The organism is Maribacter cobaltidurans, assembly GCF_002269385.1.
Lineage (GTDB): Bacteria > Bacteroidota > Bacteroidia > Flavobacteriales > Flavobacteriaceae > Maribacter > Maribacter cobaltidurans.
On sequence record NZ_CP022957.1, the window covers coordinates 3,431,580 to 3,457,422 of the forward strand.

The window sequence follows — 25,843 nt, forward strand, 5'->3', positions numbered from 1 at the left end:
CATAATTTTTTTGTCATTCCATATTTTGCTAATGTCACAGGATAGCGGACCTTTTCCGGATGATTTGGAAAGATTGTTCAATAAGGAAAACATTACCTTAATTCAGAATAATGATAAAGATTTCCTGAGAACCTGGCAGGAGCATATTGTGCTGCAAACGAATAGGAACGAATTGGATAGTGAGGAGCCTTTGTTTTTTAAGGCATTTATCCTTACGGGACCGGAAAGGGTAAGGGCTACATTAAGCAAGGTGTTGCGTATAGATCTATTGGATGACAAAGACCAGGTTCTGGCAACACAGTATCACCGTATTGAAGATGGTATGGCACAAGGAGCTATTTCTGTACCTAAAAAAATGAAAGAAGGGAATTATCTACTAAAGGCTTATACACAATGGATGAAAAACTACAGAAAGGATACCTACTACGAGAGGAGTTTTGATTACAATGGAAGAGGGCAGAAAAGAAACGAAAGTAGGCAAGAAAATGTGGAAATACATGTTGCGTTTTATCCTGAAGGTGGAAAACTTATTGCAGATTTGGAAAATCGATTACTGCTCAAAACTACCAACCAAGATGGTACCGTCTTACATGTTGAAGGTGCGATAGTCGATGAAACAGAATCCATAAGCATTCCGATAAAAACTTATTTTGATGGTATGTCTTCAGTGATATTTGTACCAAAGGCAGGAAAAAAGTATAATTTCAGGACTACCAATAATGAGTCTTTTGCCCTTCCTGAAATAAAAGAAAGTGGATTTGCAGTTAATGTTAGTTCCTTAAATCCAAAAAATTTAATGGTCAGGGTCCAGTCATCTCATGAGCTTTTGGGTTCAAACATTTTTCTGCGGGGTGTCATGGACAATGTGCCATACTTTGAGAAAGAATTGGAAGTCAAAACTTCGAGTATGACTTTAGATATACCCAAAGAAGGAATACCTCAAGGTGTACTTGAAATACAGTTGGTTGGCCAAGATAACGCACTTTTGGCCAAAAGACCTGTGGAAATTGGTTCAAATGAACTGAATATTTCCATTACACCAATGGAAAATAAAAATGCATTTACCTTAAGGATAACCGATTTGGAAGGAAAACCCGTTGAGGCGGACCTTAGTTTGGGAATTTCCCAAGCAGATAGTTTGGATAGTATCTTTTTGGAAAAACCTATTGATAGGGAGATTGGAAAAAATAGGCCTTTTAAACTTCAAAATAAGGACAGGGTAACGCTGTTTAGGAAAGATTTGGATATAATGACCTCTCAGGAAATTTTGCAACAAACCAAAGTGGAAGGTCTACCAAATACTATTAAATATCCATTTCAAAGGGGACTTAACCTTTATGGTTATGCTTATAACATGGATGATGAACTTCTAACCAATACCAATATCCAAATTTTTGGTGTTTCCAATGGCGGAGTATTTACCAAGGAAATCATGACAGACGCATCAGGAGTGTTGAGACTAGAGGACTTACAATTTGAAGGGGAAACCGAATTGGTATTCAGAACCAATGGTGACGATACCAAGTCAAGATTGGTACGATTTGAGCCCAAGGAAGATAATATTAACAATGCTGATAGGAGCGATGAAGAAAATAGAACTAAAGATAAAGCAGTCGATAAAGGAGACATTGTACAGTCCTCTGCATGGGAGCCAGTTGAGCCTGACCGTTTGATAGAATTGGATGAGGTTTCTGTTACAGATAAAAAACAAAGTGAAAGAAAAAAAACTGCACCTTCGGTTTATGGAGTTATACCTACAAAAGTCAAGTTTCAGGATTTGGAGACTCCACAAACTATTCCCCAGTTATTCTTAGGGATTCCAGGGGTACGCGTTCAAGGATTAGGAACCATTGAACCTACGGTTTTATTGCCAAGGGCTGCTGGGATGGGCCAAGTTTTATGGGTTCTTGATGGAATGCCGTTAGTACAGCCCACCAAACTTTCAGAAATTATTTCTATGGTAAATTATGTCGATGTGGATAGAATTGAAATATTATATGGAGCACAGGCCTCAATTTATGGTTCAAGAGCAGGCGGAGGAGCTATTATTATTTATACACGCTCCGGATCTTTTTTGGATTCATATAATAGAAAAGATGCCAATATTAAATTTCAAGGTTATCATGATTCGTTAAATTTTGAGAAATACCTTGAAGAATTGGAAAAAAAGTCAAGAAGACAACAAAATAACCTTAATACACTTTACTGGAACCCTAATTTGAAGGCCGATGATAATGGAGAGATTAAGGTAGAATTTAAGTCGCCCATTGAAAATGTTTCGTTCATAAAATTGGAGGCTACCGCCGTAACTGAAAAAGGTGAGATGGGTAGGTTAAAAGTTGTCTATTAAAATGTACTATTGGTTTTAGGTATTTATTTGAAACAGGGAAAGTTAAAGCGAATGTTACACTGTTTTTTAAAAAACCTTCTAAAATAGTTGCGTGCTTCTGAGGTAAAAATTACATTTGCATCCGCAATTTGAGCGAACGTTCATAGAAATAAATTATAGGAGAGGTGCCGGAGTGGTAACGGAGCAGATTGCTAATCTGTCGACGCGCAAGTGTCGCATGGGTTCGAGTCCCATTCTCTCCGCAATTTCTTTTAATTTAATAGAGTTTCGGGGTGTAGCGTAGCCCGGTTATCGCGCCTGCTTTGGGAGCAGGAGGTCGCAGGTTCGAATCCTGCCACCCCGACCTGAAAATCAGAGGTTTATGGATTAATTTTCATAGACCTCTTTTTATTTGCACTCAATTTGCACTTAAATACTGGTTTTGTATGGTCTTATGTGGATTAATTTGTAGTATAAAAAGATTTTTTGATCCTACTACTCCGTCCCTATGTAGCTGTAGCCTTCCCCTTCTTAGGACATCGCTAAATTCATAAAATTATCATTAATGTTGTCCGTTTCGGGGAAGAATTCTTCCCCGAAACGGTTCTTGTATTCCCTAGGCGGCATATCCCCGATGGATGAATGGGGATGCCTTGTATTGTAATCCTCCCTCCATTTTTGGGTCAGCGCCCTTACTTGGTGCAGGTCGTTGAACCAGTATGCATCGAGTACGTCCTCCCTGTAAAACCTGTTCAGGCGTTCCATATATCCATTCTGCATGGGCTTGCCCGGTTGGATGAACCTGAGTTCGACCCTTTTCTTTTTGCACCATGCCGCCAAGGTCTTGGAGATGAACTCGGGACCGTTGTCGCACCGTATCGTTTTGGGAAGGCCTATCTCCTCTTCCAGGTGCCCAAGGGTCTCCACGACCTTTCTTGCCGGGTAGTTCAGGCCAACGTCCATTGCCAGTGCCTCACGGTTGCAATCGTCCATGACGTTGAACACCCTTACCTTTCTTCCATCGGACAGTACATCGGCCATGAAGTCCATGCTCCATACCTCGTTGAGCTCGATCGGGGCCTCCAACGGGTTCTTTACCCTTGCCGGGAGTCTTTTCTTATGTTTTCTGCGCAACTTTAGACCCATGTTCCTGTAGACCCTAAGTACACGTTTCCTGTTCCATTTATGGCCTTCGCGACGAAGCCGTTTAAAATATACCTCGAAACCCCTGGTCGGCAGTTCTTCCGCCAACCTCGATAACGCATCGATGACTTCCGTATCGTCCTTTTTGGTACGGTAGTACCACATCGAACGGGCAAGCCCGATTACCCGGCAGGAACGCGATACGCAGACCGAATAGGCCTCCTGGAGATATTTTGCGCGGTGCTTCTTGTCGGAAGGCCCTAGAACTTTTTTGACAGTACATCCTTTAACATACGAACGTCCAGACTTACATCGGCGTACATCTGTTTGAGCTTGCGGTTCTCATCCTCGAGCTCTTTGAGCCGCTTCATATGGGCCACTTCCATGCCCCCGTACTTCTTCCTCCAATAGTAAAAGGTGCTCTTGTCAACACCCATCTCGCGGGAGATGTCCCCGACACTTCTTCCTTGTTCGTTCTCTTTTAATGCCTTGATGATCTGGCTCTCGGTAAACTTGCTTTTTTTCATATGACAGTTAAAATTTAAAGTTAGAAAATTCTAATTTTAAGCTGTCCTATTTTTAGGGAAGGCTACATTTTTAGGGAAGGCTACAACTCCACGGGCACATCGTTTAATACGGAGTTATTTTGTAGAGGCATCTTGGCAGGCGATACGAGCCGATCCGGTCATGCAAGCTTACTATCGTAAACACCAAGGTAGAAACGTAAAGAGTATCATTATCAAAGTAGCGAGAAAACTACTTAGTAGAACATTAGCTGTTATTAAAACAGAGACCCCTTATTGCATAGGAGTACTAGAATAAAAGACAAACCATAACAAAGCTCACAAAATAGTAGTGAAACTCGTACCACAAAACAACGTGGGTGATCCAAGGAATTGAAATCACATCTTTATAGCAAGTGGCCGAGTTTATTATAATTTATAATCATACAGATGCTGGTGAACCCTAATAAAAAAGGTGTATCACAAATAGGATGCGGAGCAAGTTATATTAAAAGAAAAAAGGTGGTTTAAAGCAAAAACAAAATATTATTTAACTTTAGAGAACTGGACTAGGGCTTTTCATAGGATACGTTGTTAGGCAACGTTTTTATTTCCGTAATGTTTTATTTCGTTCAGTTCATTTTCTTTTGCATCCTTTTCTTCTTCGATATCATAATCGTCTTGAATTCCGAGCCAGAATTTGGCAGAATTGCCAAAATATTTACTCAATCGTAAAGCTGTGTCGGCTGTTATTCGACGTTTTCCTTTTATGATTTCAGATATTCGAGTTTGCGGAATTTTCAAGTCCTTTGAAAGTCGGTATGCAGTAATTTCAAGTGGCTCAAGAAATTCAAAATTCAAAATTTCTCCTGGATGTACGTTTGCTAGCTTTTCCATTATTTTACTTTTTTAGTGATAGTCGATTATTTCCACCTCGCTTGCGTTTGCGCTTTGCCAAATGAATATAATGCGCCATTGTTTGTTAATCCGAATACTATAAAACTCTTTTAATTTTCCAGTCAGTTTTTCAAGTCGGTTTGAAGGCGGAATTCTCAAATCAGCAATATCTTGGGAATTATTCAACATTCTTAATTTTCGACGTCCAACGTTCTGTATTTCAATCGGCATTTTTTTTACTCGGATTCCGTTCCAAATTTGTTCGGTTTGTTTCGAGCCAAAAGAAATAATCATAGTTTTGTTTTACGTTACTAACGCCAAAGATAAGCAAATTTTTGAATGTTTTCAGAATTTTTTTTCAAATGTTGCCTAACGGCAGTCTGTCTCAAAACCACCTTTGATTTTGAATAAATTTACACAATTTGGGATATACGAGATATGGGCCTGAAAGCTGGGTGGATTTTCATAAATGCGGATATATGGGCCAAGACACCATCCTTCAGCCTTTTAACGGTTGGAAGGGGCGTTTTTAAGATGTTCGTTCGGTGATTTTCCCTGATTTCGGACTTCCAACCTAATTTGATAAGTCTTTTTAAATTATACGCCAATGCAATAAGCCCAAAGTCTGCACCGGCCGCAGGGATTCCCTTTTTGGTAATGATGTGGTCAAAGCCCCATTGCCTTTTTATGGTACCGAAGGGATGTTCGACAAGGGCCTGCCGTTTTTTGTAAACATCTGGTCGCTGCGCTACCCTACGAGCGTTACGTTCGATAAACGTTGTGAATTCGCTGCGCTGCAATATCTTTCCATTTTGCTTTGCCGATGTGCATCGGTTGCGCACCGGGCAATTTTTGCACGCTTTCGTTTTGTATTGCTTGAACCGGTAGTTTCGTGCCCTGTACCAGTTTCCGTTACTGGTAAGCTCATGGCCCTGTGGGCAGCGATAGCTCTCCCGTTGTGGGTCGTAGTTGAAATGTTCGGCATTATATGTCGGGTCCGGTGCCTGGCTGGCACGGCCGATACCGGGCACGGCCACCAGGGTGTCGACCCCAAGGTCGTCGGCCACCTTGAACTCGCTTCCGGTATGGTAGCCCTTGTCATACAGTGCGGTAAAGGAGTTGGTGCCCAAAATGGCCTTTGCCCTTCTGAGCATACCGCCCATGGCCTTTTTGTCGTTTTGGTTGGTGATCTTGTAATCGATCAAGAGCTTATGGTCGGCATCCACCGTTGTCTGTGCGGTATAACAGACCTCCGTTATGGTGCCCCTTACGATCTGGTGTCGGCTGTCCGGGTCACTGGTGGAGATCTGTGGGTTTTCCGTGGAGGTATCGTCACGCAGTTCCTTTTGGATGCGTACATACCTTTCCCGTAGCCGTTCCCTGTTCTTTGCCAGCTTACGGATATCCTCCTTTCGGTCGCCGTCCGCCTCGGCCAGTTCCCGTTGGTGTTCTTCGAGCTTTTTTTCGATGTATTCCAGGTGGCGTGCGACCTTCTTTAGGTTAAAGTTGTTCTTTTTGCTGTTCTGCGCCCTGAGTTTGGTGGAATCTCCGGCAATGAGGATTGCGCCGATCAGCTCGTGGTTCCTGGCTATGGACACCGTGGCTCGGAACACCCGTTTTATCGCCTTGGGATTGTCCTTTCTAAAACGGGCAATAGTATTATGGTCGGGTTTTAGGTTGCCGAGCAGCCACATCAGTTCGATGTTGCGGGCACACTCCAGCTCTAAATTTCTAGATGAACGTATCCGGTTCAAATACCCATAGATGTAAAGCTTCAAGAGATCGGCGGGGTCATAGGGCGGACGCCCTTGCGATGCCATGGGCCCAAACCCTAAGGCCTGTAGATCCAGACCGTCCACAAAACGGTCAATGGTGCGTGCCGAATTTTCCTCGGCGATCATATCGTCCAGACAAGTGGTGTAGAGGGTAAGCTGGGTACGGGATTGTTTCTGTTGATACTCCATACTTAAAGATAAGGAATATCGAACCTTGCGAGGTAAAGCTATCTTTAAGTATTGAGACAGTCTGACGGTCTTGTATATGGCTCGTAGCGTGCAAAATAGCTGTTTCTATTCGGTTGAGCACAAGCCAGATTTTTAAATTTTACTATTTATTTTTTTCTTGGAAATCGTCAAATTTAAAAATTTGGCGACTTTCCAAATATGCCTTAACTTCGATTAAGCAACTAATTAGCTATGAGCTATATACGTTGTGCCTGTTGCACAAGTTAAGAAAAAAACGGTCTTGATCATTGCCGTTCGGTAGATCGATCGTAACTTTAGGTATGCAGGGAAAAAAGGATTACCAGGAAAAACTGTTCGCACATTTCCAGTTGAGCGAGCGTATACCCGAGAACAATTTCTACAGGCGTTTGAAAGGGGCTTTGGACCTTGACTTTCTCTACCCTTTGACCAAGGGGTATTATGGCGAAAGCGGCCAGAAGAGCATCGACCCGGTGGTCTTCTTCAAACTGTGCCTTGTGGGCTATCTGGAGAACATTATCAGCGACCGCAAGCTGATCGACCATTGTTCGATGCGCTTGGACGTCCTTTACTTTATCGGCTACGATATCGACGAGGAGCTGCCATGGCATTCTACGATAAGCCGTACGCGCCAACTGTTCCCGGAAAGTGTGTTCGAGGAAGTCTTCACCAAGGTTTTGAGTATGTGCGCGGACAAGGGTATGGTCAGCGGGCATACCCAGGCGATCGACAGTGCGCCGGTAAAGGCGAACGCGAGCATGGATACCTTGGAACTGAAGGTACCGGAGGAAGAGCTGCAAGAACACCTGCGGAAGGTGCGGGTCCTTAGTTCGATGGATAAAGAAGTGCCCCACCGCAAGAGCAAGGGCGACAGGTCCGATAAAGGACAACGAAGTGTTACCGCCAACGCCAATGAGCTCTCCGCCATAAAGGGCCGCAACAAGAAGTGGGCGAAGGACCAGGACCAACGGCCGGGGGCCGGTAACAAGGGGGCCAAGTATACCAGTAACAAAACACATTACAGCCCCACGGACCCCGATGCGCGTATAAGCGTAAAACCGGGCAAGGCGAGAAAGCTGAACTACCTGGGCCAACTGAGCGTTGATACGGCCCACCACGTCATTACGGACATCAGGGCCTACCATGCGGACGGGAAGGACAACCAACACCTCCCGGACATCGTAAAGCGCGTAAAACGCAGGCTCTGGAAAGAAGGCCTGGTATGGGAGAACTGCGTAGCGGACACCGGTTACAGCAGTGGGGAGAACTACGCCTTTCTGGAAGCCCGGGGACTGAAGAGCTTCATCCCGCCCCATGGCACGTACAAGGGTGGTCCGGACGGGTTCACCTATAACAATACGGAAGATCATTATATCTGTCCACAGGGCAAGGTGATACCATTTACCAAAGTGTTTTTGGATTACCGCACCAAGACAAAGAAGAAGGAGTACCGCGCAAGAAAGCATGTCTGCCTTGGCTGTCCCTTACGGGCACGGTGCCTGGGCAAAAGCGCACAGGAAAAGAAGTTCACCGTTACCTATTACCGGGCCGAGTACGAAAGGAACATTGCCCGGGTCGAGGGCCCACAGGGCAGGTATATGAAGGGCAAACGGCAGAGCACGGTCGAGCCCGTTTTCGGCACCCTTACCCAGTTTATGGGGCTCAGGAAGATAAATACCATAGGATTGAAACAGGCCAACAAGGCGATGCACCTCTCGGCAATCGCGTACAACCTGAAAAAATACCTGAAATTCGACCAAAAACGTTCCATCCCGATAGCTATCGGGAGCGGGGCGGGGAAACTTGCTTTGTTATTTTTTATAAAAAACGGGTGCCAAGAACTTGAAAGAACACTTGTAGGGTTGCCCAAAAATCTAGATTGCCCGGTCGTCCTAAAAATAAAAAGCCCCTAAAAAGGGCTTAAAAGAGGTCTCTTTTTTGCTGTTCAAGGGCTTGCGCAACGGTTACCGTTGTTAGCTGCTGCCTTTTCTATGCTCATCAATTAGGTTCTATTTTTAAAGAAGTCATTGACAATGAACCTCCAACAGATTTGTCGTTAAACAATGTTACCTTTTCATTTTCTTCTTTCAATGCCAAGGTATAAAGTAAAGGCAAATAATGCTCAGGTGTTGGGATGGCTAAATCAAATGCTTTTCCTTGCGATTTAAAGTCGATAAGTTTTTGATGGTCTCCACTTAAAATATGGCTTTTCATTTTTTCGTTGGCTTCGATAGCCCAATCGAAAGCAAATTCTTCGTTTAGCTTGTTCCAGGACACCCTACGCAGGTTGTGCACCATATTACCGCTTCCAATAATTAAAACGCCTTTATGGCGAAGGCTATTTAGCTCTTGAGCCAATTCGTAATGATACCTTGCCGGTTTCGAATAATCAATGCTCATTTGTATGACCGGAATATCGGCATTTGGATATAAATGTTTGATTACGCTCCAAGCTCCATGGTCAAGCCCCCATTTATCGTCTAATCCAACTTCTGTTTTGGTAATAATACTTTTGGTTTCTTCCGCCAATTCTGGGCTTCCTTTTGCTGGGTATTGAACGTCAAACAATGCTTGTGGAAAACCACCAAAATCGTGAATGGTTGGTGGATTTTGCATTGCTGTTACAAATGTTCCTTTAGTTTCCCAATGTGCTGAAATACAAAGAATCGCATTTGGTCTTATAATTTCTTGACCTAATTTTCTGAATGCCGAAACAAATTCGTTTTCTTCAATGGCATTCATAGGGCTGCCGTGACCTAAGAAAAGCACAGGCATTTTACCTGTGTTACTCATTGTTGAGGTCATTTTGTTTAAATCTTTTAATGTCATACTGTAAGGTATTAAGGGCAATAAAGCTATTGATTTTAAAAATTGCTTTCTATTCATTTGCTGCAAAAATTAGATTAGGCCGTTTTTTTACCCAACCGATAATCAATTGAATATTTTCCTGCTCCCGTAAAAATTAGCCCCACAGCGCCAAACAAGAATAAAGCGTTCAGTTCAATAGCCCAAGCACACATTGCCCAGTTTGTTGCTATGCCGGCGGGTTGGTGCAATGCAAAATCTATAGTGAGAATTTTATTGACCTCATCGTAATTTTTTAAAGTATAAGTGCGCACTTTAGGCTTTTTTCGGTTGGCCACAGGGAGGTGTAACTTTACATAGCAACCTGGTTTGAATACAATAGCCGAATTAGATTGCGAAATTTCAAAATCTATGCGCAGCATATTTTTTGTTAGTTGAGTTTTCTTAATTACACGACATGTATGTCCTGGAATAACCTTCATCTTCTATATTTATATTACAATATCAATAATACCTCCTTTCATCTGCAATATTTCGCCATTGGTAGCTGAAGAAATTGGACTGGCTATTTAACAAACCGTATTGACCACTTCTTCAGACCTATTATAGCGTTGCAATAGTGGACTAGGATCAATTAATAATCTATTCGTATTCTAATAACCAATTGTGTTGAATAAAGAATAAAACCGGCAATAGATTCTATGTTTCTATTGCCGTAATTTTAAAATTTAATTCAATCCAGTTTTAACCGCCTGTGATAAAGAAGTAGTGGGACGGTTAATTAAACGGGCGAGTTCGCCACTTTCATCATGCAAATCGTTTTTAGAAGCGCTATAATCTAAACTCGCAAACGCTTTGGCCATCCCTTCAGGTAATCCAATTTCCTGTAGCTTTTGTGCATATTCTGCTTCTGGAAGGTTCACAAATTCGATGTTTTTACCCGTTTGTTTGCTCACTTCGGCAGCCAAATCCTGCATGGTGAAGGTTTGATCACCAGCCAATTCATACGTTTTGCCTGTATGGTCATCGTTTATGATGGTTTCGGCTATAGCTTCGGCATAGTCTTCACGTGTTGCTGATGAAATTTTTCCATCTCCCGCACTACCAATTATAGCACCTTGCTCTACTGCTTGCTTTAATCCCGCAGTATAATTTTCGGTGTACCATCCATTACGTAAAATCGTGTGCGGAATGCCCGAGTCTTGCAGCATTTTTTCGGTAGCAAGGTGTTCTGGAGCTAATATCATTGGCGACGTATCGGCGTGCAGCAAGCTGGTGTAGGCAATTTGCTTAACTTGAGCTTGTTTTGCCGCATTGATTACATTTTTATGTTGGGTTTCACGTTTACCTATCTCGCTTCCCGATATAAAAACCAAACGATCTATGTCCTCTAAAGCCTTTGGTAAAGCTTCTGGTTGTTCATAATCGAAAGCTTTGGCCTCTATACCTAAAGGTTTTGCCTTATCGGGATTTCGCACGAGTGCCACTAATTTGGCATCGGGATTCTTGTCTTTTAGCTTTTGTACTACTAATTGGCCCAGTTGGCCTGTAGCACCTGTTATTCCTATTTTCATGACTTATTGTTTTACAAATTGAACTTCTGCATTAATTTTTATCTCATTTCCAACCATTACACCTCCGGCTTCCAGGGCGGCATTCCAATTAAGGCCAAAGTCTTTTCGGTTCAGTTTACCATTTATGGAAAAACCTGCTTTCTCGTTTCCGTAAGGGTCTTTCATATAACCTCCAAACTCGGTATCTAGTGTGATTTCTTTTGTAGTACCTTTAATTGTAAGGTCACCTACTAATTGGTATTCATCATCATCTACTTTTTTAATGGATTTGCTCACAAATGTAATTTCCGGATATTTTTCAACTTCAAAGAAGTCGGGGCTTTTTAGATGCGTGTCTCGATCATCATTGTTCGTTGATATAGAACTTGCATCAATGTTTGCCGAAATGGTTGCTTTTGTAAAATCTTCGCCATCTATGGTTCCTTGAAAGGTTTTAAATTCTCCTTTTACGTTAGAAATCATCAGGTGTTTTACTTTAAATGTAATTTCGCTGTGTGTTGGGTCTATTGCCCATTTTGTTGTTTCCATTTTCTTATATTTTTAATGTTATTGGATAATTTTTAAACGTATTACTGCTTGGCAAACTGTAAGTGCACCACTATGTTTACATCTTTGCCAATACCTGCTGCGGTAGGATCATAATTAATATTGTAGTCAAATCTGTTAATGGTGGTTTTGGCTTTCAATCCTAATTTTTCGCCCTGGTCACTTTTGGCAGTTCCGCCATAGTACACATCAAAAATCACGGGTTTGGTTACATCTTTTATGGTTAGGTCGCCATATAATAAATACTGATCAGGTTTTCCAGTAGCTAAGATTTTCGTGCTTTTAAAAGTCATTTCTGGATATTTTTCAACTTCAAAAAAATCAGCACTTCTCAAGTGGTTGTCCCTGTCTTCTACATTGGTATTGATACTTGTTACTTTAACAGTAAAATCAACATTTGCCCCTTCTAAAGCTTCCCCATTTGTAGTAAGGTTTCCGGTATATTCCATAAATTTCCCATTCACGATACTAATTCCGGAATGTGAAATATTGAAATTTAAGGACGAATGGTAAGGGTCTACCTTCCAGTTTGCTTGTGCGAATACGTTTACATTCAAAAATGTAATTGCTAATAAAATCAGTACTTTTTTCATAATCATATAAAATTTAATTGTTAATAATATTTGTTTACAAAGATAGTAGCACTTACGATGAAGCAAATTACACTTTTCGGTAAGAGGAGTGTAGATTTAGGAAATTAACCTATTTTTCATCTCTTCACGGAACTTACCTGGCGATTGACCTGCCTTTTTTTTAAAGACGTTAGAAAAATAAGAATTCTCATTGTAGCCCAATTCATAAGCTATTTCAGATATGGTTTTTTCTGTAGAGATCAATAGGTTTTTAGCTTCAATTAATTTTCGGGTTTCGATTATTTCTGAAACACTCTGTGCTAAAATATTTTGGCAGATGATGTTCAAATTCCTTGACGACATAAAAAGTTTTTCCGCATAGAATTCCACACCAAATGGTCTTCGGTAATTTTCTTCAAGAATCGTCAGGAAGTTTCCGAAGGATATATGTTGCGTTTTTTGAATAGGCTCGTCTTGTGGTTCTAACTTTTTTCGTTCGGCTTCTATCATCGTGAACAGGACACCCAATAGTTGCCTTATTATGGAAAGGTCTGTTGTGTCTTGTTGTGTTTCGGCATAAATCATCTCACAAAGGGTAACCAGTCTCTGAAAACAATGTCCTTTTTCAAGTTCTAAATTTGCTTGAGTGTGATAAAACGAATAGAGTTGAAATGTGGTTTCTGGAATAAATTCGCTTTTAAAACGAATTGCCCAAATATCGCATTTGCCATTATGTAGCTTTGGAACTACTCTGTGTACTTTTCCTTTGGTTACGAAACTCACAAAAGGAGATTGGATTTTGGTAGTGTTAAAATCAATGAAATGCTCCAATTCACCTTCAATGCCAATTAATAACTCTTCAAACTCGTGATTGTGGGGTTCGTCAGGTTGTCCAGAAATCTTTTTTGCTTCTTCTTCGTCAACTCTGAATATGTGGAATAGTTTGTTCATCTGATAAGTTGTTCGTTTTTTTAGGTTGCAGCTAACGGTTTCGTATAACCGTCAGTTACGGGTTCATATGCTTTAATATTCGGTTTAGCACAGACGTTAGCAATTCCGAGTGGATTCGGACGTAGTCGAATCCGCCGTAATTGCGGTTATACATTGTTGTACTGCGTTTTTATTTTTGATATTCTTTACTTTCTAATAAAAAATCAACTAGAGTCATTGTTGAGTTAACTGCTAATCTAGCGTGATGTTTTTTAGTGTTAAATTTATTCGCGTGTCTATCTCCAGAGTTATTACTTAAACCAGCAAGTCCTCCTACAATTGAATCTAATCCAGAAAGAATTTGCAAAACTGTTTGTGGCATTGTTTTCGGGTCAATGGTCAGGTTTAGAATTTTCTTTACTTGTTTATAAAGGTTTTCTATTTTTCCGTCATTCTTAATTTCTTTTCCTTCGTGTTCTTCGATAATTTCAATCATAACTGCTTCGGCAAGACTTCTCGCATTCGTAATCGCTCCATTGAAATCTCCTTGTTCAATTTTTTCGTTACATTTTTTAATTTGTTCTTGAATAAAATCGTGATTAATTCCAGTCACGGTCTCTGGTTCTACTAATATTCCTTTTGAGTCGGCTATTTTGTAAAAAGCTCCAACTTTTTTCAATTCATAACCATCAAAATTTAAAAGTTCATTGAATGTTTTTATGGTTTCACATATGTTAATATCTGACTCCATAAAATCTCTTGGGTCAACAGAATCTTCTAATATCGATTTCAAAAATTTTGTTCCATTATATTCTCGAATTTTTTCTTCTGTATATCGCCATCTTGATGGAAAGCCTTCTCCATATTGGTCGTCCGCTCCATAATTAACAAAAAAATCAACTAATTGAGGTCCACTTTTATAAGGCACTAATCCTGTGTCTCCACATAATGCTCTACCTAAAAATCTAATTGTTTTTTCTGTTATTTTCATAGTTTGCTCAAATGCAGTACAACGTTTTAGCTAAGCGTAGTGCGGAGATAAGGAAACATTTTCGTTTCCGTCTGCGCACGAAGCTAAAGCTTATTGTTTAGTTTTATTTTTTCTTTTCCAAAGCTAAATCCATAAGATTTAGCGACATTATAAATATACATAGACCTTTCGTTTTAGCCCTAAAGTCCGCATTACGTTTAGGTTGTGTGCCTGTTGCACAAGTTAAGAAAAAAACGGTCTTGATCATTGCCGTTCGGTAGATCGATCGTAACTTTAGGTATGCAGGGAAAAAAGGATTACCAGGAAAAACTGTTCGCACATTTCCAGTTGAGCGAGCGTATACCCGAGAACAATTTCTACAGGCGTTTGAAAGGGGCTTTGGACCTTGACTTTCTCTACCCTTTGACCAAGGGGTATTATGGCGAAAGCGGCCAGAAGAGCATCGACCCGGTGGTCTTCTTCAAACTGTGCCTTGTGGGCTATCTGGAGAACATTATCAGCGACCGCAAGCTGATCGACCATTGTTCGATGCGCTTGGACATCCTTTACTTCATCGGCTACGATATCGACGAGGAGCTGCCATGGCATTCTACGATAAGCCGTACGCGCCAACTGTTCCCGGAAAGTGTGTTCGAGGAAGTCTTCACCAAGGTTTTGGGTATGTGCGCGGACAAGGGTATGGTCAGCGGGCATACCCAGGCGATCGACAGTGCGCCGGTAAAGGCGAACGCTTCTATGGATACCTTGGAACTGAAGGTACCGGAGGAAGAACTGCAAGAACACCTGCGGAAGGTGCGGGTCCTTAGTTCGATGGATAAAGAAGTGCCCCATCGCAAGAGCAAGGGCGACAGGTCGGATAATGGGCAGCGCAGTATAAGTGCAAGTGAAAAGGAGCTAAATGCAATTAAGGGCCGCAACAAGAAGTGGGCGAAGGACCAGGACCAACGGCCGGGGGCCGGTAACAAGGGGGCCAAGTATACCAGTAACAAAACACATTACAGCCCCACGGACCCCGATGCGCGTATAAGCGTAAAGCCGGGCAAGGCGAGAAAGCTGAACTACCTGGGCCAGTTGAGCGTTGATACGGCCCACCACGTCATTACGGACATCAGGGCCTACCATGCGGACGGGAAGGACAATCAACACCTCCCGGACATCGTAAAGCGCGTAAAACGCAGGCTCTGGAAAGAAGGCCTGGTATGGGAGAACTGCGTGGCCGACACGGGGTACAGCAGTGGGGAGAACTACGCCTTTCTGGAAGCCCGGGGACTGAAGAGCTTCATCCCGCCCCATGGCACGTACAAGGGTGGTCCGGACGGGTTCACCTATAACAATACGGAAGATCATTATATCTGTCCACAGGGCAAGGTGATACCATTTACCAAAGTGTTTTTGGATTACCGCACCAAGACAAAGAAGAAGGAGTACCGCGCAAGAAAGCATGTCTGCCTTGGCTGTCCCTTACGGGCACGGTGCCTGGGCAAAAGCGCACAGGAAAAGAAGTTCACCGTTACCTATTACCGGGCCGAGTACGAAAGGAACATTGCCCGGGTCGAGGGCCCACAGGGCAGGTATATGAAGGGCAAACGGCAGAGCACGGTCGAGCCCGTTTTCGGCACCCTGATAGAGTTTATGGGGCTCAGGAAGATAAATACCATAGGATTGAAACAGGCCAACAAGGCGATGCACCTCTCGGCAATCGCGTACAACCTGAAAAAATACCTGAAATTCGACCAAAAACGTTCCATCCCGATAGCTATCGGGAGCGGGGCGGGGAAACTTGCTTTGTTATTTTTTATAAAAAACAGGTGCCAAGAACTTGAAAGAAAACTTGTAGGGTTGCCCAAAAATCTAGATTGCCCATCGTCCTAAAAATAAAAAGCCCCTAAAAAGGGCTTAAAAGAGGTCTCTTTTTTGCTGTTCAAGGGCTTGCGCAACGGTTACCATTGTTGAACTAAACCTAAAGGTAGCTTCAGGAGTTATCTAAATCTCCATTCACTACCTTTAAGATGTATAAAACTAATATTTAGCAAATTATGAAAAAAAAGTAGTACCCTGATCGAACGAGCCTGTGAACGTGTTCCAGAATTCCAGGAATTGTATCTCAAACTAAAACGTTCTGTTGAACTATCGGGCAAAAGCCAAAGCACCCTGACCAACTATGCCCGCTGTCTTTCACACATAGCCCTGCATTTTAAGTGCAGTCCACTCGATCTGGATGAAGAACAGGTGCTGGATTATCTACATGTTTTAAAGTCCCGGCACAAGACCCCGTCGAGCAGCTTCTTCAAGCATACCGTTTATGGTCTGAGGTATGCCTACCGGATATCAAATCGTAAAGAGATGCAGGTAATGCTCCCCGCTATTGAGCGTCCCAAAAAACTCCCTGTAGTTTTAAGTTGTAGGGAAGTAAAGCAACTCTTAAAAGCCCCAAAACTACTGAAGCACCGTCTGGTATTGGCGCTGCTTTATGGCTGCGGACTGCGCTGTTTTGAACTGTGCAACCTACAGTTAAAAGATCTGGATTTTGATCGTATGATGCTTCACGTCCGCCAAGGCAAAGGCAGGAAAGATCGGTATGTACCCTTGTCGAGGATGCAGATCCGCGGACTTAAAACATATCTTGCGGCAGAAAATCCTTGCACCTGGTGCTTCACTGGGAACAATACCGAAGGGCGTCCAGTCCCGCTTTCTACCCAAGGGGTTCGCTGGATTGTACGGGAAGCCCGTAAACATAGTGGTATTCAAAAGGAAGTGACCACCCACAGCCTGCGCCACAGTTATGCTACCCACCTTCTGGAAATGGGCTTGGATATTATGAGTGTAAAGGACCTTTTGGGGCACGCAGATATACAGACCACACTGACCTACCTTCACGTGGCACAACTGGGCAGGCAAAAGCCTTTCAGTCCACTGGATCGGCTCTACAAAGAGTAATGGCATCCGCTGCTCACGAAGTGGCCCAGGTATTAAATCGCAACAGGGAGTCTTTAGCAGACTGTTGTGCCACCAGCTGGCAACTAAGGACCCTGCACGCCCTGCGCAAATGTCGTACGGCTGCCCTGGGCGGTCACATTGACCACTGCACGAATCCATCCTGTAATACCTTGCACCTGAGCTACAACAGTTGCCGCAACCGGCATTGCCCAAAGTGTCAGGGGCACAAAAGGGAACAATGGATCAGGGCACGGGAAGAAGAGCTCTTGAACGTTCCTTACTTCCACGTGGTATTTACCCTGCCTTCAGAACTCAACCGCCTGTGCCTGTACGAACCCAAACTGCTGTATGGCCTGCTGTTCAAAACTTCATGGGAAGTCATAGCGGGGTTTGCTTCCAATCCTAAGTTTTTAGGTGCCGGTCCCGGGATGATCGCCATCCTGCATACCTGGGGACAGAACCTGTCCCTGCATCCGCACTTGCATTGTATCGTGCCCGGTGGTGGGGCAACCAAAAGTGGTAAGTGGAAACCTGCCCGGAACAAGGGGAAATACCTGTTCCCGGTCAAGGCCATGAGCAAGGTATTCCGTGCCCGCTTTGTTGCAGGGTTACGTAAAAAAATTAAAACAGAACAACCAGAGGCCCTTTACCAAAGCCTGTTCAAAAAAGAGTGGGTCGTCTATTGCAAGCGTCCGTTTTTAGGGCCACCTCAGGTAGTGGAATACCTTGGTCGCTATACCCATAAAATTGCGATCAGCAACCACCGAATCAAAAACCTGGATGACAGCGGCGTGGTGTTTTCGGTAAAAGATTACCGCCACGGGGGAAACAAATCCCTGATGTACCTGAGCGATACTGAATTCATCAGGCGCTTTGCCCTGCACATACTCCCTAAGGGGTTTGTGCGCATCCGCCATTATGGGATATTAAGTGCTTACCATAAACGCAAAAGTCTTGACCACTTGGGTAAAACCCTGGGGAAGGTACAGCTCCAAGAAAAACCGCCCCTGCAACACCGAATCTGCCCATCTTGTAAAAAGGGAGAACTGGTGACCCTGCATACGTTTACCGCACGGGGACCACCGGCACACTGGATCACAAAACTTAAAAAATACACTAAAGCACAGTAAGAAAATAAACGCCCTTTGAACGGGATAGGGAAGCCTATGTCCGAAACCAAGCAAAAGCGGCCAAAATACCCCAAAAACAGGAGGTTCAATAGAATTTAAGAAGTGATGGACATACTCGGGAGAAAAACAAGACCTCCAAATCACTATACGGTTCAAGTGCAGACCTTAAATAACCCATCCTAAAACAGACCAATACCCATAGAAGGCTGACCGACAGAGAACCGGTTCAGTCAACACGACGTTCATGCTGGGTCGTACCGACCACACGAACGCTAGTTATTGTGCAACGTTTTTATTTATATTCGTCTATATTCTGTTCAACTATTATTTTAAGAGCAGAACTCGAAATATTCGCATAGTTTGATTCAATATCCTTTTTTACTCTTTTATACAATAAATCATCCTTTTGCATTTTCTTTAGTATTGGATATATGCCATTTTTTTTTCGAATAACAACACTCAATAGAATTCTGATTGCTAAACCCAATTTGATTTTTTTATAAGAGATGTCATCAGCATTCCAACGACTATTTCTCATTTTGCTACTTTTTTTGATGTCCTTTAATAGCAATTCGGTTTTAGTCGGTGTCTTTTCCTTTTTTTCGGTTTTTTTCTGTTCCAGATTTGCGAATGGATGGAAAGTCCTAAAACCTCTTCCTCCTTCATTTTCGTATTTTAGTTTAGTCATAATTCTTTAGTGACTTAACCAATTTTTTTAATGAATTGGTCTTTAGCTCGCAAGTAAATTCGTCCATCTGGTTTTTGGCAAACTTTTACATTTTCCGTTATGAATTTAGTTCCGATTGGATGTGATTCTCTTTCGCTTTTACTACATTCAATTACCAAGTTTGTTGGTAAGTTTTGTCCACTTAAAGGTCTTACTCTAATTCTACCTGTTTCCTTGTCCTTAAAGTTTTCACATTTTATGTTTTCATAATAGTTACCTACAATTAATTTCATTTTGTTCAGGTTTTTGTTGATTTGGTCAAATGTTGCACAACGGTCTCGGGTATGAAACGTAGGGTATTTCGGAGCTCTTGACTGTCCGCCCGAAACGAACTTAACAAACTGCCGAAAACTTACGGAAAGCACTGTCCGCCCTATGTTTTATACCTAATGTTAGCCACAGTTTTATTTTATTTCTAATCTCACTTATGTAACAATGGGTTTGGTCCAAGTTCGTGATAACTCGTGTTGTTTTCTGGTAATATACCCACAACATTTACTGGGATTTCTCCTCGATTCATAAATGCATGCGGGACTCCTGCTGGAATTTTCACAATGTATGGTCCATTTGCTATAAATCGTTTTCCATTTATAATATATTCCACCTTACCATCATAAACTACATGCAATTCTTCAATGTCGTGAGTGTGCAATGGTGGCCCGCCATTTGGCAATGCCTTCGCCATTATTACTGAAAGTGATTTAAAATCATAATCTTCACCCTGAGCTATGTAACCAAGTTCGCCAGGATGGTCATAATATTTCTTTAAATTCTTAGGCTGAATAATATAATCAGACATGTCAAATTCTACCTTTGGATTAATCACAAAACTTGAATCAGGAATTTCATTGAATCCAAAAGATTTAATAGTTGTGTTCAATGATTCGTGCTTTTCAGCACATCCGAGCACGCACATAAAAGTCAGAAAGATTATAATTTTGGACATATTGTAATGTTTGATGGGTGTCATAATTGTGGCTAACGGTTGTGTATATGGCTCGTAGCGTGCAAATTAGAAAATTATTTTCGGATTAAGCACAAGCCAGATTTTTAAATTTTACTATTTATCTTTTTTTATTGGAAATCGTCAAATTTAAAAATCTGGCGACTTACCAAATACGCCTTAAATTCGATTTAGCAACTTACTAGCTATGAGCTATATACGTCTTAAGTTTGATTCTCTATAAATTGATTGTATAAATCAGAAAGAACAAAAGAGAGAATTAAGGTTACTATACACGGTGAAGCTTTAGACTTCGACAACATTGATAATCCTCTCTCTTTTACTACTTAAATCACGTTCAGTTCTGTGAGACCTAGATCTCGTTTTCAAGTTGTTGTGAGCAGAAGTAGCCAGTTCTTTCATAAAACATTCGTTATGAATAAATATAAAGAAACTTTTGGAGTCGACATCAGTAAGGATGTCTTTGATGTACATGGTAGTAACATTGGTCACAGCCAGTATAAGAACGATGAAACGGGATTCAGGAAATACCTTAAGGAATTGCCCCAAGGTTCATTGGTGGTTATGGAAGCTACCGGTTATTATCATTATAGACTTGCACAGTTTCTTTACAAAAACGGAGTAATCGTTTCTGTTGTAAATCCATTGTCCATAAAGCGTTTCATACAAATGAAACTGGCCAAGGTAAAGACGGACAAAAGTGATGCAAAGGCTATTTGTGAATACGCTTTGTCCAATGATGTTCCACTCTACAATTCCTTGACGGATACCCAGAGTGAATGTTTACAGTTGTTCCGGTTATTGGACACCTATTTAAAACAACGTACCGCAACTAAGAACAAGATACATGGAGAAGCTGTTCTGGGTATTCCCTCAAAGTTTGTCCATCGTTCCTTGGTGCGTAACAAGAAGCAGCTTGATAAGGAGGTGATAGCCATCGAATCAAAAATCCTTTCCTTGGTAAAAGAAGACCAACAAGAGCAATTGACCTTAATCACCAGTATACCGGGAATAGGTCAAAAGACCGCATTGTTCTTGATAGTTGTGACGGATGGTTTTTCCAAGTTCGAGAATGCATCACAGCTCTGTAGTTATGTCGGAATTACCCCAACGATCAGAGAATCGGGGAGCAGCGTTAGAGGTCGTGCACGGATAAGCAAAGTGGGCAATAGAAAGCTACGTAATCTTTTGTTCCTATGTTCCTTTACCGCCTGCAAGCACAACAAGGCATGTAAGGAGGTATATGAGCGAATCGTGAACAAGGGGAAGAGCAAGAAACTGGCATTGATAGCTGTAGCCAACAAGCTTCTTAAACAGAGTTTTGCAATCGCCAGATCCGGATTGCCCTATGATGAGGGTTTTGTCTCTGTTCTGACTAGAAGGTAGAATGAAAGTAAATGATTTTTTTGACCATAATCCTTACCTATGGGTTGTGGTAGAGGATAACTATGTTTCAAATTTAATGCGGAAAAGAGTTGTTTTTTAGCTCAGTTCTTTGTTGAACTAAACCTAAAGGTAGCTTCAGGAGTTATCTAAATCTCCATTCACTACCTTTAAGATGTATAAAACTAATATTTAGCAAATTATGAAAAAAAAGTAGTACCCTGATCGAACGAGCCTGTGAACGTGTTCCAGAATTCCAGGAATTGTATCTCAAACTAAAACGTTCTGTTGAACTATCGGGCAAAAGCCAAAGCACCCTGACCAACTATGCCCGCTGTCTTTCACACATAGCCCTGCATTTTAAGTGCAGTCCACTCGATCTGGATGAAGAACAGGTGCTGGATTATCTACATGTTTTAAAGTCCCGGCACAAGACCCCGTCGAGCAGCTTCTTCAAGCATACCGTTTATGGTCTGAGGTATGCCTACCGGATATCAAATCGTAAAGAGATGCAGGTAATGCTCCCCGCTATTGAGCGTCCCAAAAAACTCCCTGTAGTTTTAAGTTGTAGGGAAGTAAAGCAACTCTTAAAAGCCCCAAAACTACTGAAGCACCGTCTGGTATTGGCGCTGCTTTATGGCTGCGGACTGCGCTGTTTTGAACTGTGCAACCTACAGTTAAAAGATCTGGATTTTGATCGTATGATGCTTCACGTCCGCCAAGGCAAAGGCAGGAAAGATCGGTATGTACCCTTGTCGAGGATGCAGATCCGCGGACTTAAAACATATCTTGCGGCAGAAAATCCTTGCACCTGGTGCTTCACTGGGAACAATACCGAAGGGCGTCCAGTCCCGCTTTCTACCCAAGGGGTTCGCTGGATTGTACGGGAAGCCCGTAAACATAGTGGTATTCAAAAGGAAGTGACCACCCACAGCCTGCGCCACAGTTATGCTACCCACCTTCTGGAAATGGGCTTGGATATTATGAGTGTAAAGGACCTTTTGGGGCACGCAGATATACAGACCACACTGACCTACCTTCACGTGGCACAACTGGGCAGGCAAAAGCCTTTCAGTCCACTGGATCGGCTCTACAAAGAGTAATGGCATCCGCTGCTCACGAAGTGGCCCAGGTATTAAATCGCAACAGGGAGTCTTTAGCAGACTGTTGTGCCACCAGCTGGCAACTAAGGACCCTGCACGCCCTGCGCAAATGTCGTACGGCTGCCCTGGGCGGTCACATTGACCACTGCACGAATCCATCCTGTAATACCTTGCACCTGAGCTACAACAGTTGCCGCAACCGGCATTGCCCAAAGTGTCAGGGGCACAAAAGGGAACAATGGATCAGGGCACGGGAAGAAGAGCTCTTGAACGTTCCTTACTTCCACGTGGTATTTACCCTGCCTTCAGAACTCAACCGCCTGTGCCTGTACGAACCCAAACTGCTGTATGGCCTGCTGTTCAAAACTTCATGGGAAGTCATAGCGGGGTTTGCTTCCAATCCTAAGTTTTTAGGTGCCGGTCCCGGGATGATCGCCATCCTGCATACCTGGGGACAGAACCTGTCCCTGCATCCGCACTTGCATTGTATCGTGCCCGGTGGTGGGGCAACCAAAAGTGGTAAGTGGAAACCTGCCCGGAACAAGGGGAAATACCTGTTCCCGGTCAAGGCCATGAGCAAGGTATTCCGTGCCCGCTTTGTTGCAGGGTTACGTAAAAAAATTAAAACAGAACAACCAGAGGCCCTTTACCAAAGCCTGTTCAAAAAAGAGTGGGTCGTCTATTGCAAGCGTCCGTTTTTAGGGCCACCTCAGGTAGTGGAATACCTTGGTCGCTATACCCATAAAATTGCGATCAGCAACCACCGAATCAAAAACCTGGATGACAGCGGCGTGGTGTTTTCGGTAAAAGATTACCGCCACGGGGGAAACAAATCCCTGATGTACCTGAGCGATACTGAATTCATCAGGCGCTTTGCCCTGCACATACTCCCTAAGGGGTTTGTGCGCATCCGCCATTATGGGATATTAAGTGCTTACCATAAACGCAAAAGTCTTGACCACTTGGGTAAAACCCTGGGGAAGGTACAGCTCCAAGAAAAACCGCCCCTGCAACACCGAATCTGCCCATCTTGTAAAAAGGGAGAACTGGTGACCCTGCATACGTTTACCGCACGGGGACCACCGGCACACTGGATCACAAAACTTAAAAAATACACTAAAGCACAGTAAGAAAATAAACGCCCTTTGAACGGGATAGGGAAGCCTATGTCCGAAACCAAGCAAAAGCGGCCAAAATACCCCAAAAACAGGAGGTTCAATAGAATTTAAGAAGTGATGGACATACTCGGGAGAAAAACAAGACCTCCAAATCACTATACGGTTCAAGTGCAGACCTTAAATAACCCATCCTAAAACAGACCAATACCCATAGAAGGCTGACCGACAGAGAACCGGTTCAGTCAACACGACGTTCATGCTGGGTCGTACCGACCACACGAACGCTAGTTATTAGCAAAAGTTTTTTTATTCATTCTTCATAAATTCAGTCACCACAGAACTTTTTTCAGATTCCATTTCGCAAGTCCAACTATCTATCCACCATCTTCCATTTTCGTAATGAAGTTGAACGCTATTCAGTCCTCTTATATTAGATTCCGTATTTGGGTCAGTTCGTATTTCAAATGCACTCCAAACTTGTGCAATATTTCCGTATTTGCTCACTTTTCTTTTAAGTTCCTTTTCGTAAAAATCCTCTTTCGGCGATAATCCGATTGGTATATATTCCGCTTCAAGACTATGCGATTCCGCTTTTCCATTTTCGTCCAGTCTTGTGATTACAGCATTTTCTGAATGAATAAATTTATCTCTTTCGAATTCCCAAGGGTCACTACTCGAACCTGAAACAACATCATAATATGCATTAATTATTGCATCTATTGATTGCACATCTTTTGCATATTTTTCTTCGTTCGTCTGTCCGAAAATTGAATTACAAGCAAAAATTATGCTTAATGATGTTAGAATTATTTTGTTCATTTCAGTTGGTTTTAAATTTTTGCTAACGTGTTTGTGTATGATTAGTTGCGTGGTTTAGCAACTAAGTTAGCAAACTTTTACGAACCCGTGAATATTCCGCAGGAATATTCGCAAGTAAGCTCAATGAAGCAATTAATTATACACGGCTTAAGTTTGATTCTCTATAAATTGATTGTATAAATCAGAAAGAACAAAAGAGAGAATTAAGGTTACTATACACGGTGAAGCTTTAGACTTCGACAACATTGATAATCCTCTCTCTTTTACTACTTAAATCACGTTCAGTTCTGTGAGACCTAGATCTCGTTTTCAAGTTGTTGTGAGCAGAAGTAGCCAGTTCTTTCATAAAACATTCGTTATGAATAAATATAAAGAAACTTTTGGAGTCGACATCAGTAAGGATGTCTTTGATGTACATGGTAGTAACATTGGTCACAGCCAGTATAAGAACGATGAAACGGGATTCAGGAAATACCTTAAGGAATTGCCCCAAGGTTCATTGGTGGTTATGGAAGCTACCGGTTATTATCATTATAGACTTGCACAGTTTCTTTACAAAAACGGAGTAATCGTTTCTGTTGTAAATCCATTGTCCATAAAGCGTTTCATACAAATGAAACTGGCCAAGGTAAAGACGGACAAAAGTGATGCAAAGGCTATTTGTGAATACGCTTTGTCCAATGATGTTCCACTCTACAATTCCTTGACGGATACCCAGAGTGAATGTTTACAGTTGTTCCGGTTATTGGACACCTATTTAAAACAACGTACCGCAACTAAGAACAAGATACATGGAGAAGCTGTTCTGGGTATTCCCTCAAAGTTTGTCCATCGTTCCTTGGTGCGTAACAAGAAGCAGCTTGATAAGGAGGTGATAGCCATCGAATCAAAAATCCTTTCCTTGGTAAAAGAAGACCAACAAGAGCAATTGACCTTAATCACCAGTATACCGGGAATAGGTCAAAAGACCGCATTGTTCTTGATAGTTGTGACGGATGGTTTTTCCAAGTTCGAGAATGCATCACAGCTCTGTAGTTATGTCGGAATTACCCCAACGATCAGAGAATCGGGGAGCAGCGTTAGAGGTCGTGCACGGATAAGCAAAGTGGGCAATAGAAAGCTACGTAATCTTTTGTTCCTATGTTCCTTTACCGCCTGCAAGCACAACAAGGCATGTAAGGAGGTATATGAGCGAATCGTGAACAAGGGGAAGAGCAAGAAACTGGCATTGATAGCTGTAGCCAACAAGCTTCTTAAACAGAGTTTTGCAATCGCCAGATCCGGATTGCCCTATGATGAGGGTTTTGTCTCTGTTCTGACTAGAAGGTAGAATGAAAGTAAATGATTTTTTTGACCATAATCCTTACCTATGGGTTGTGGTAGAGGATAA

Annotated in this window: 23 protein-coding genes, 2 tRNA genes and 1 pseudogene; 11 read left to right on the forward strand and 15 right to left on the reverse strand. The window is 42.3% G+C overall.

The window, feature by feature from the left end; all coding sequences use genetic code 11:
* The first annotated feature begins 31 nt into the window (after positions 1-31).
* The 3 genes from CJ263_RS15240 to CJ263_RS15250 all read left to right on the forward strand — a co-directional run bounded on the left by CJ263_RS15240 (position 32) and on the right by CJ263_RS15250 (position 2,693).
* Positions 32-2,350, forward strand: coding sequence for a TonB-dependent receptor (locus tag CJ263_RS15240; protein ID WP_158657175.1), 2,319 nt, complete (start codon positions 32-34; stop codon positions 2,348-2,350).
* A 158-nt stretch (positions 2,351-2,508) separates the two neighbouring features.
* Positions 2,509-2,592 (forward strand) — tRNA-Ser (locus tag CJ263_RS15245).
* Positions 2,593-2,618: 26 nt separating this feature from the next.
* A tRNA-Pro gene (locus CJ263_RS15250) sits at positions 2,619-2,693 on the forward strand.
* A 167-nt stretch (positions 2,694-2,860) separates the two neighbouring features.
* Here the strand turns inward: CJ263_RS15250 and CJ263_RS15255 are convergent.
* From CJ263_RS15255 to CJ263_RS15275, 4 genes are all read right to left on the reverse strand, one after another.
* A protein-coding gene (locus CJ263_RS15255; protein ID WP_229702482.1) for an IS3 family transposase occupies positions 2,861-3,999 on the reverse strand; the annotation gives its coding sequence in 2 pieces (ribosomal slippage) (positions 2,861-3,738 and positions 3,738-3,999; 1,140 coding nt in all).
* Between the two features lie 570 nt (positions 4,000-4,569).
* A complete protein-coding gene (locus CJ263_RS15265; RefSeq protein WP_094998077.1) occupies positions 4,570-4,872 on the reverse strand; it encodes a HigA family addiction module antitoxin in 303 nt (100 codons plus the stop codon).
* A gap of 12 nt (positions 4,873-4,884) precedes the next feature.
* A complete protein-coding gene (locus CJ263_RS15270) occupies positions 4,885-5,166 on the reverse strand; it encodes a type II toxin-antitoxin system RelE/ParE family toxin (RefSeq protein WP_094998078.1) in 282 nt (93 codons plus the stop codon).
* Between the two features lie 119 nt (positions 5,167-5,285).
* On the reverse strand, positions 5,286-6,836 hold the full coding sequence (locus tag CJ263_RS15275) for an IS1182 family transposase (protein WP_229702481.1): 1,551 nt from the start codon (positions 6,834-6,836) through the stop codon (positions 5,286-5,288).
* 320 nt (positions 6,837-7,156) lie between these two features.
* Here CJ263_RS15275 and CJ263_RS15280 point away from each other — a divergent pair.
* A pseudogene (locus tag CJ263_RS15280) lies at positions 7,157-8,617 on the forward strand (IS1182 family transposase); the annotation flags it as partial.
* A 235-nt stretch (positions 8,618-8,852) separates the two neighbouring features.
* Here the strand turns inward: CJ263_RS15280 and ygiD are convergent.
* The 7 genes from ygiD to CJ263_RS15315 form a co-directional block, all read right to left on the reverse strand.
* Entirely contained in the window at positions 8,853-9,683 is an 831-nt protein-coding gene (gene ygiD / locus CJ263_RS15285) for a 4,5-DOPA-extradiol-dioxygenase (protein ID WP_449405336.1), read from the reverse strand.
* A 74-nt stretch (positions 9,684-9,757) separates the two neighbouring features.
* Positions 9,758-10,141 (reverse strand): siderophore-interacting protein, encoded by a 384-nt coding sequence (locus CJ263_RS15290; protein ID WP_034887672.1) that lies wholly within the window; start codon positions 10,139-10,141, stop codon positions 9,758-9,760.
* Between the two features lie 246 nt (positions 10,142-10,387).
* On the reverse strand, positions 10,388-11,233 hold the full coding sequence (locus CJ263_RS15295) for an SDR family oxidoreductase (RefSeq protein ID WP_094998080.1): 846 nt from the start codon (positions 11,231-11,233) through the stop codon (positions 10,388-10,390).
* A gap of 3 nt (positions 11,234-11,236) precedes the next feature.
* The gene (locus tag CJ263_RS15300; RefSeq protein WP_034893277.1) at positions 11,237-11,761 is read right to left on the reverse strand and encodes a YceI family protein; all 525 of its coding nucleotides are present in this window, start codon (positions 11,759-11,761) and stop codon (positions 11,237-11,239) included.
* A gap of 41 nt (positions 11,762-11,802) precedes the next feature.
* Positions 11,803-12,372 carry a YceI family protein gene (locus CJ263_RS15305; RefSeq protein ID WP_034887811.1) on the reverse strand — a complete coding sequence of 190 codons (570 nt, stop codon included), beginning with the start codon at positions 12,370-12,372 and terminating at the stop codon, positions 11,803-11,805.
* Between the two features lie 96 nt (positions 12,373-12,468).
* A complete protein-coding gene (locus tag CJ263_RS15310; protein ID WP_034893272.1) occupies positions 12,469-13,302 on the reverse strand; it encodes a helix-turn-helix transcriptional regulator in 834 nt (277 codons plus the stop codon).
* A 169-nt stretch (positions 13,303-13,471) separates the two neighbouring features.
* Positions 13,472-14,272 carry an abortive infection family protein gene (locus CJ263_RS15315; RefSeq protein ID WP_094998081.1) on the reverse strand — a complete coding sequence of 267 codons (801 nt, stop codon included), beginning with the start codon at positions 14,270-14,272 and terminating at the stop codon, positions 13,472-13,474.
* Positions 14,273-14,551: 279 nt separating this feature from the next.
* On the opposite strand from CJ263_RS15315, the gene CJ263_RS15320 reads away from it, so the two are divergent.
* From CJ263_RS15320 to CJ263_RS15330, 3 genes are all read left to right on the forward strand, one after another.
* Positions 14,552-16,144 carry an IS1182 family transposase gene (locus tag CJ263_RS15320; RefSeq protein ID WP_233726857.1) on the forward strand — a complete coding sequence of 531 codons (1,593 nt, stop codon included), beginning with the start codon at positions 14,552-14,554 and terminating at the stop codon, positions 16,142-16,144.
* Positions 16,145-16,369: 225 nt separating this feature from the next.
* Positions 16,370-17,209, forward strand: a complete 840-nt coding sequence (locus CJ263_RS15325; protein WP_308423278.1) for a tyrosine-type recombinase/integrase — start codon at positions 16,370-16,372, stop codon at positions 17,207-17,209.
* On the forward strand, positions 17,209-18,339 hold the full coding sequence (locus CJ263_RS15330; RefSeq protein WP_094996498.1) for an IS91 family transposase: 1,131 nt from the start codon (positions 17,209-17,211) through the stop codon (positions 18,337-18,339). Before CJ263_RS15325 ends, CJ263_RS15330 begins: the two co-directional genes overlap by 1 nt.
* A gap of 292 nt (positions 18,340-18,631) precedes the next feature.
* On the opposite strand, the gene CJ263_RS15335 is transcribed toward CJ263_RS15330, so the two are convergent.
* From CJ263_RS15335 to CJ263_RS15345, 3 genes are all read right to left on the reverse strand, one after another.
* Complete coding sequence (locus CJ263_RS15335; RefSeq protein ID WP_094998082.1) at positions 18,632-19,027, reverse strand: hypothetical protein; 396 nt, start codon at positions 19,025-19,027, stop codon at positions 18,632-18,634.
* A 14-nt stretch (positions 19,028-19,041) separates the two neighbouring features.
* A complete protein-coding gene (locus tag CJ263_RS15340) occupies positions 19,042-19,299 on the reverse strand; it encodes a hypothetical protein (RefSeq protein WP_094998083.1) in 258 nt (85 codons plus the stop codon).
* A 188-nt stretch (positions 19,300-19,487) separates the two neighbouring features.
* Positions 19,488-20,012, reverse strand: a complete 525-nt coding sequence (locus tag CJ263_RS15345; RefSeq protein WP_158657176.1) for a cupin domain-containing protein — start codon at positions 20,010-20,012, stop codon at positions 19,488-19,490.
* 432 nt (positions 20,013-20,444) lie between these two features.
* Here CJ263_RS15345 and CJ263_RS15350 point away from each other — a divergent pair, with 432 nt between their 5' ends.
* From CJ263_RS15350 to CJ263_RS15360, 3 genes are all read left to right on the forward strand, one after another.
* Positions 20,445-21,416, forward strand: coding sequence for an IS110 family RNA-guided transposase (locus CJ263_RS15350; protein WP_094996355.1), 972 nt, complete (start codon positions 20,445-20,447; stop codon positions 21,414-21,416).
* Positions 21,417-21,676: 260 nt separating this feature from the next.
* Positions 21,677-22,516 carry a tyrosine-type recombinase/integrase gene (locus CJ263_RS15355; protein ID WP_308423278.1) on the forward strand — a complete coding sequence of 280 codons (840 nt, stop codon included), beginning with the start codon at positions 21,677-21,679 and terminating at the stop codon, positions 22,514-22,516.
* The gene (locus tag CJ263_RS15360) at positions 22,516-23,646 is read left to right on the forward strand and encodes an IS91 family transposase (protein WP_094996498.1); all 1,131 of its coding nucleotides are present in this window, start codon (positions 22,516-22,518) and stop codon (positions 23,644-23,646) included. The genes CJ263_RS15355 and CJ263_RS15360 overlap by 1 nt, the downstream gene beginning before the upstream one ends.
* Positions 23,647-23,940: 294 nt before the next feature.
* Here CJ263_RS15360 and CJ263_RS15365 read toward each other — a convergent pair whose 3' ends face one another.
* Entirely contained in the window at positions 23,941-24,453 is a 513-nt protein-coding gene (locus CJ263_RS15365) for a hypothetical protein (protein ID WP_094998085.1), read from the reverse strand.
* A 358-nt stretch (positions 24,454-24,811) separates the two neighbouring features.
* Here CJ263_RS15365 and CJ263_RS15370 point away from each other — a divergent pair, with 358 nt between their 5' ends.
* Positions 24,812-25,783: an IS110 family RNA-guided transposase gene (locus tag CJ263_RS15370; protein WP_094996355.1), complete on the forward strand. Its 972-nt coding sequence runs from the start codon at positions 24,812-24,814 to the stop codon at positions 25,781-25,783.
* The last annotated feature ends 60 nt before the right edge of the window (positions 25,784-25,843 follow it).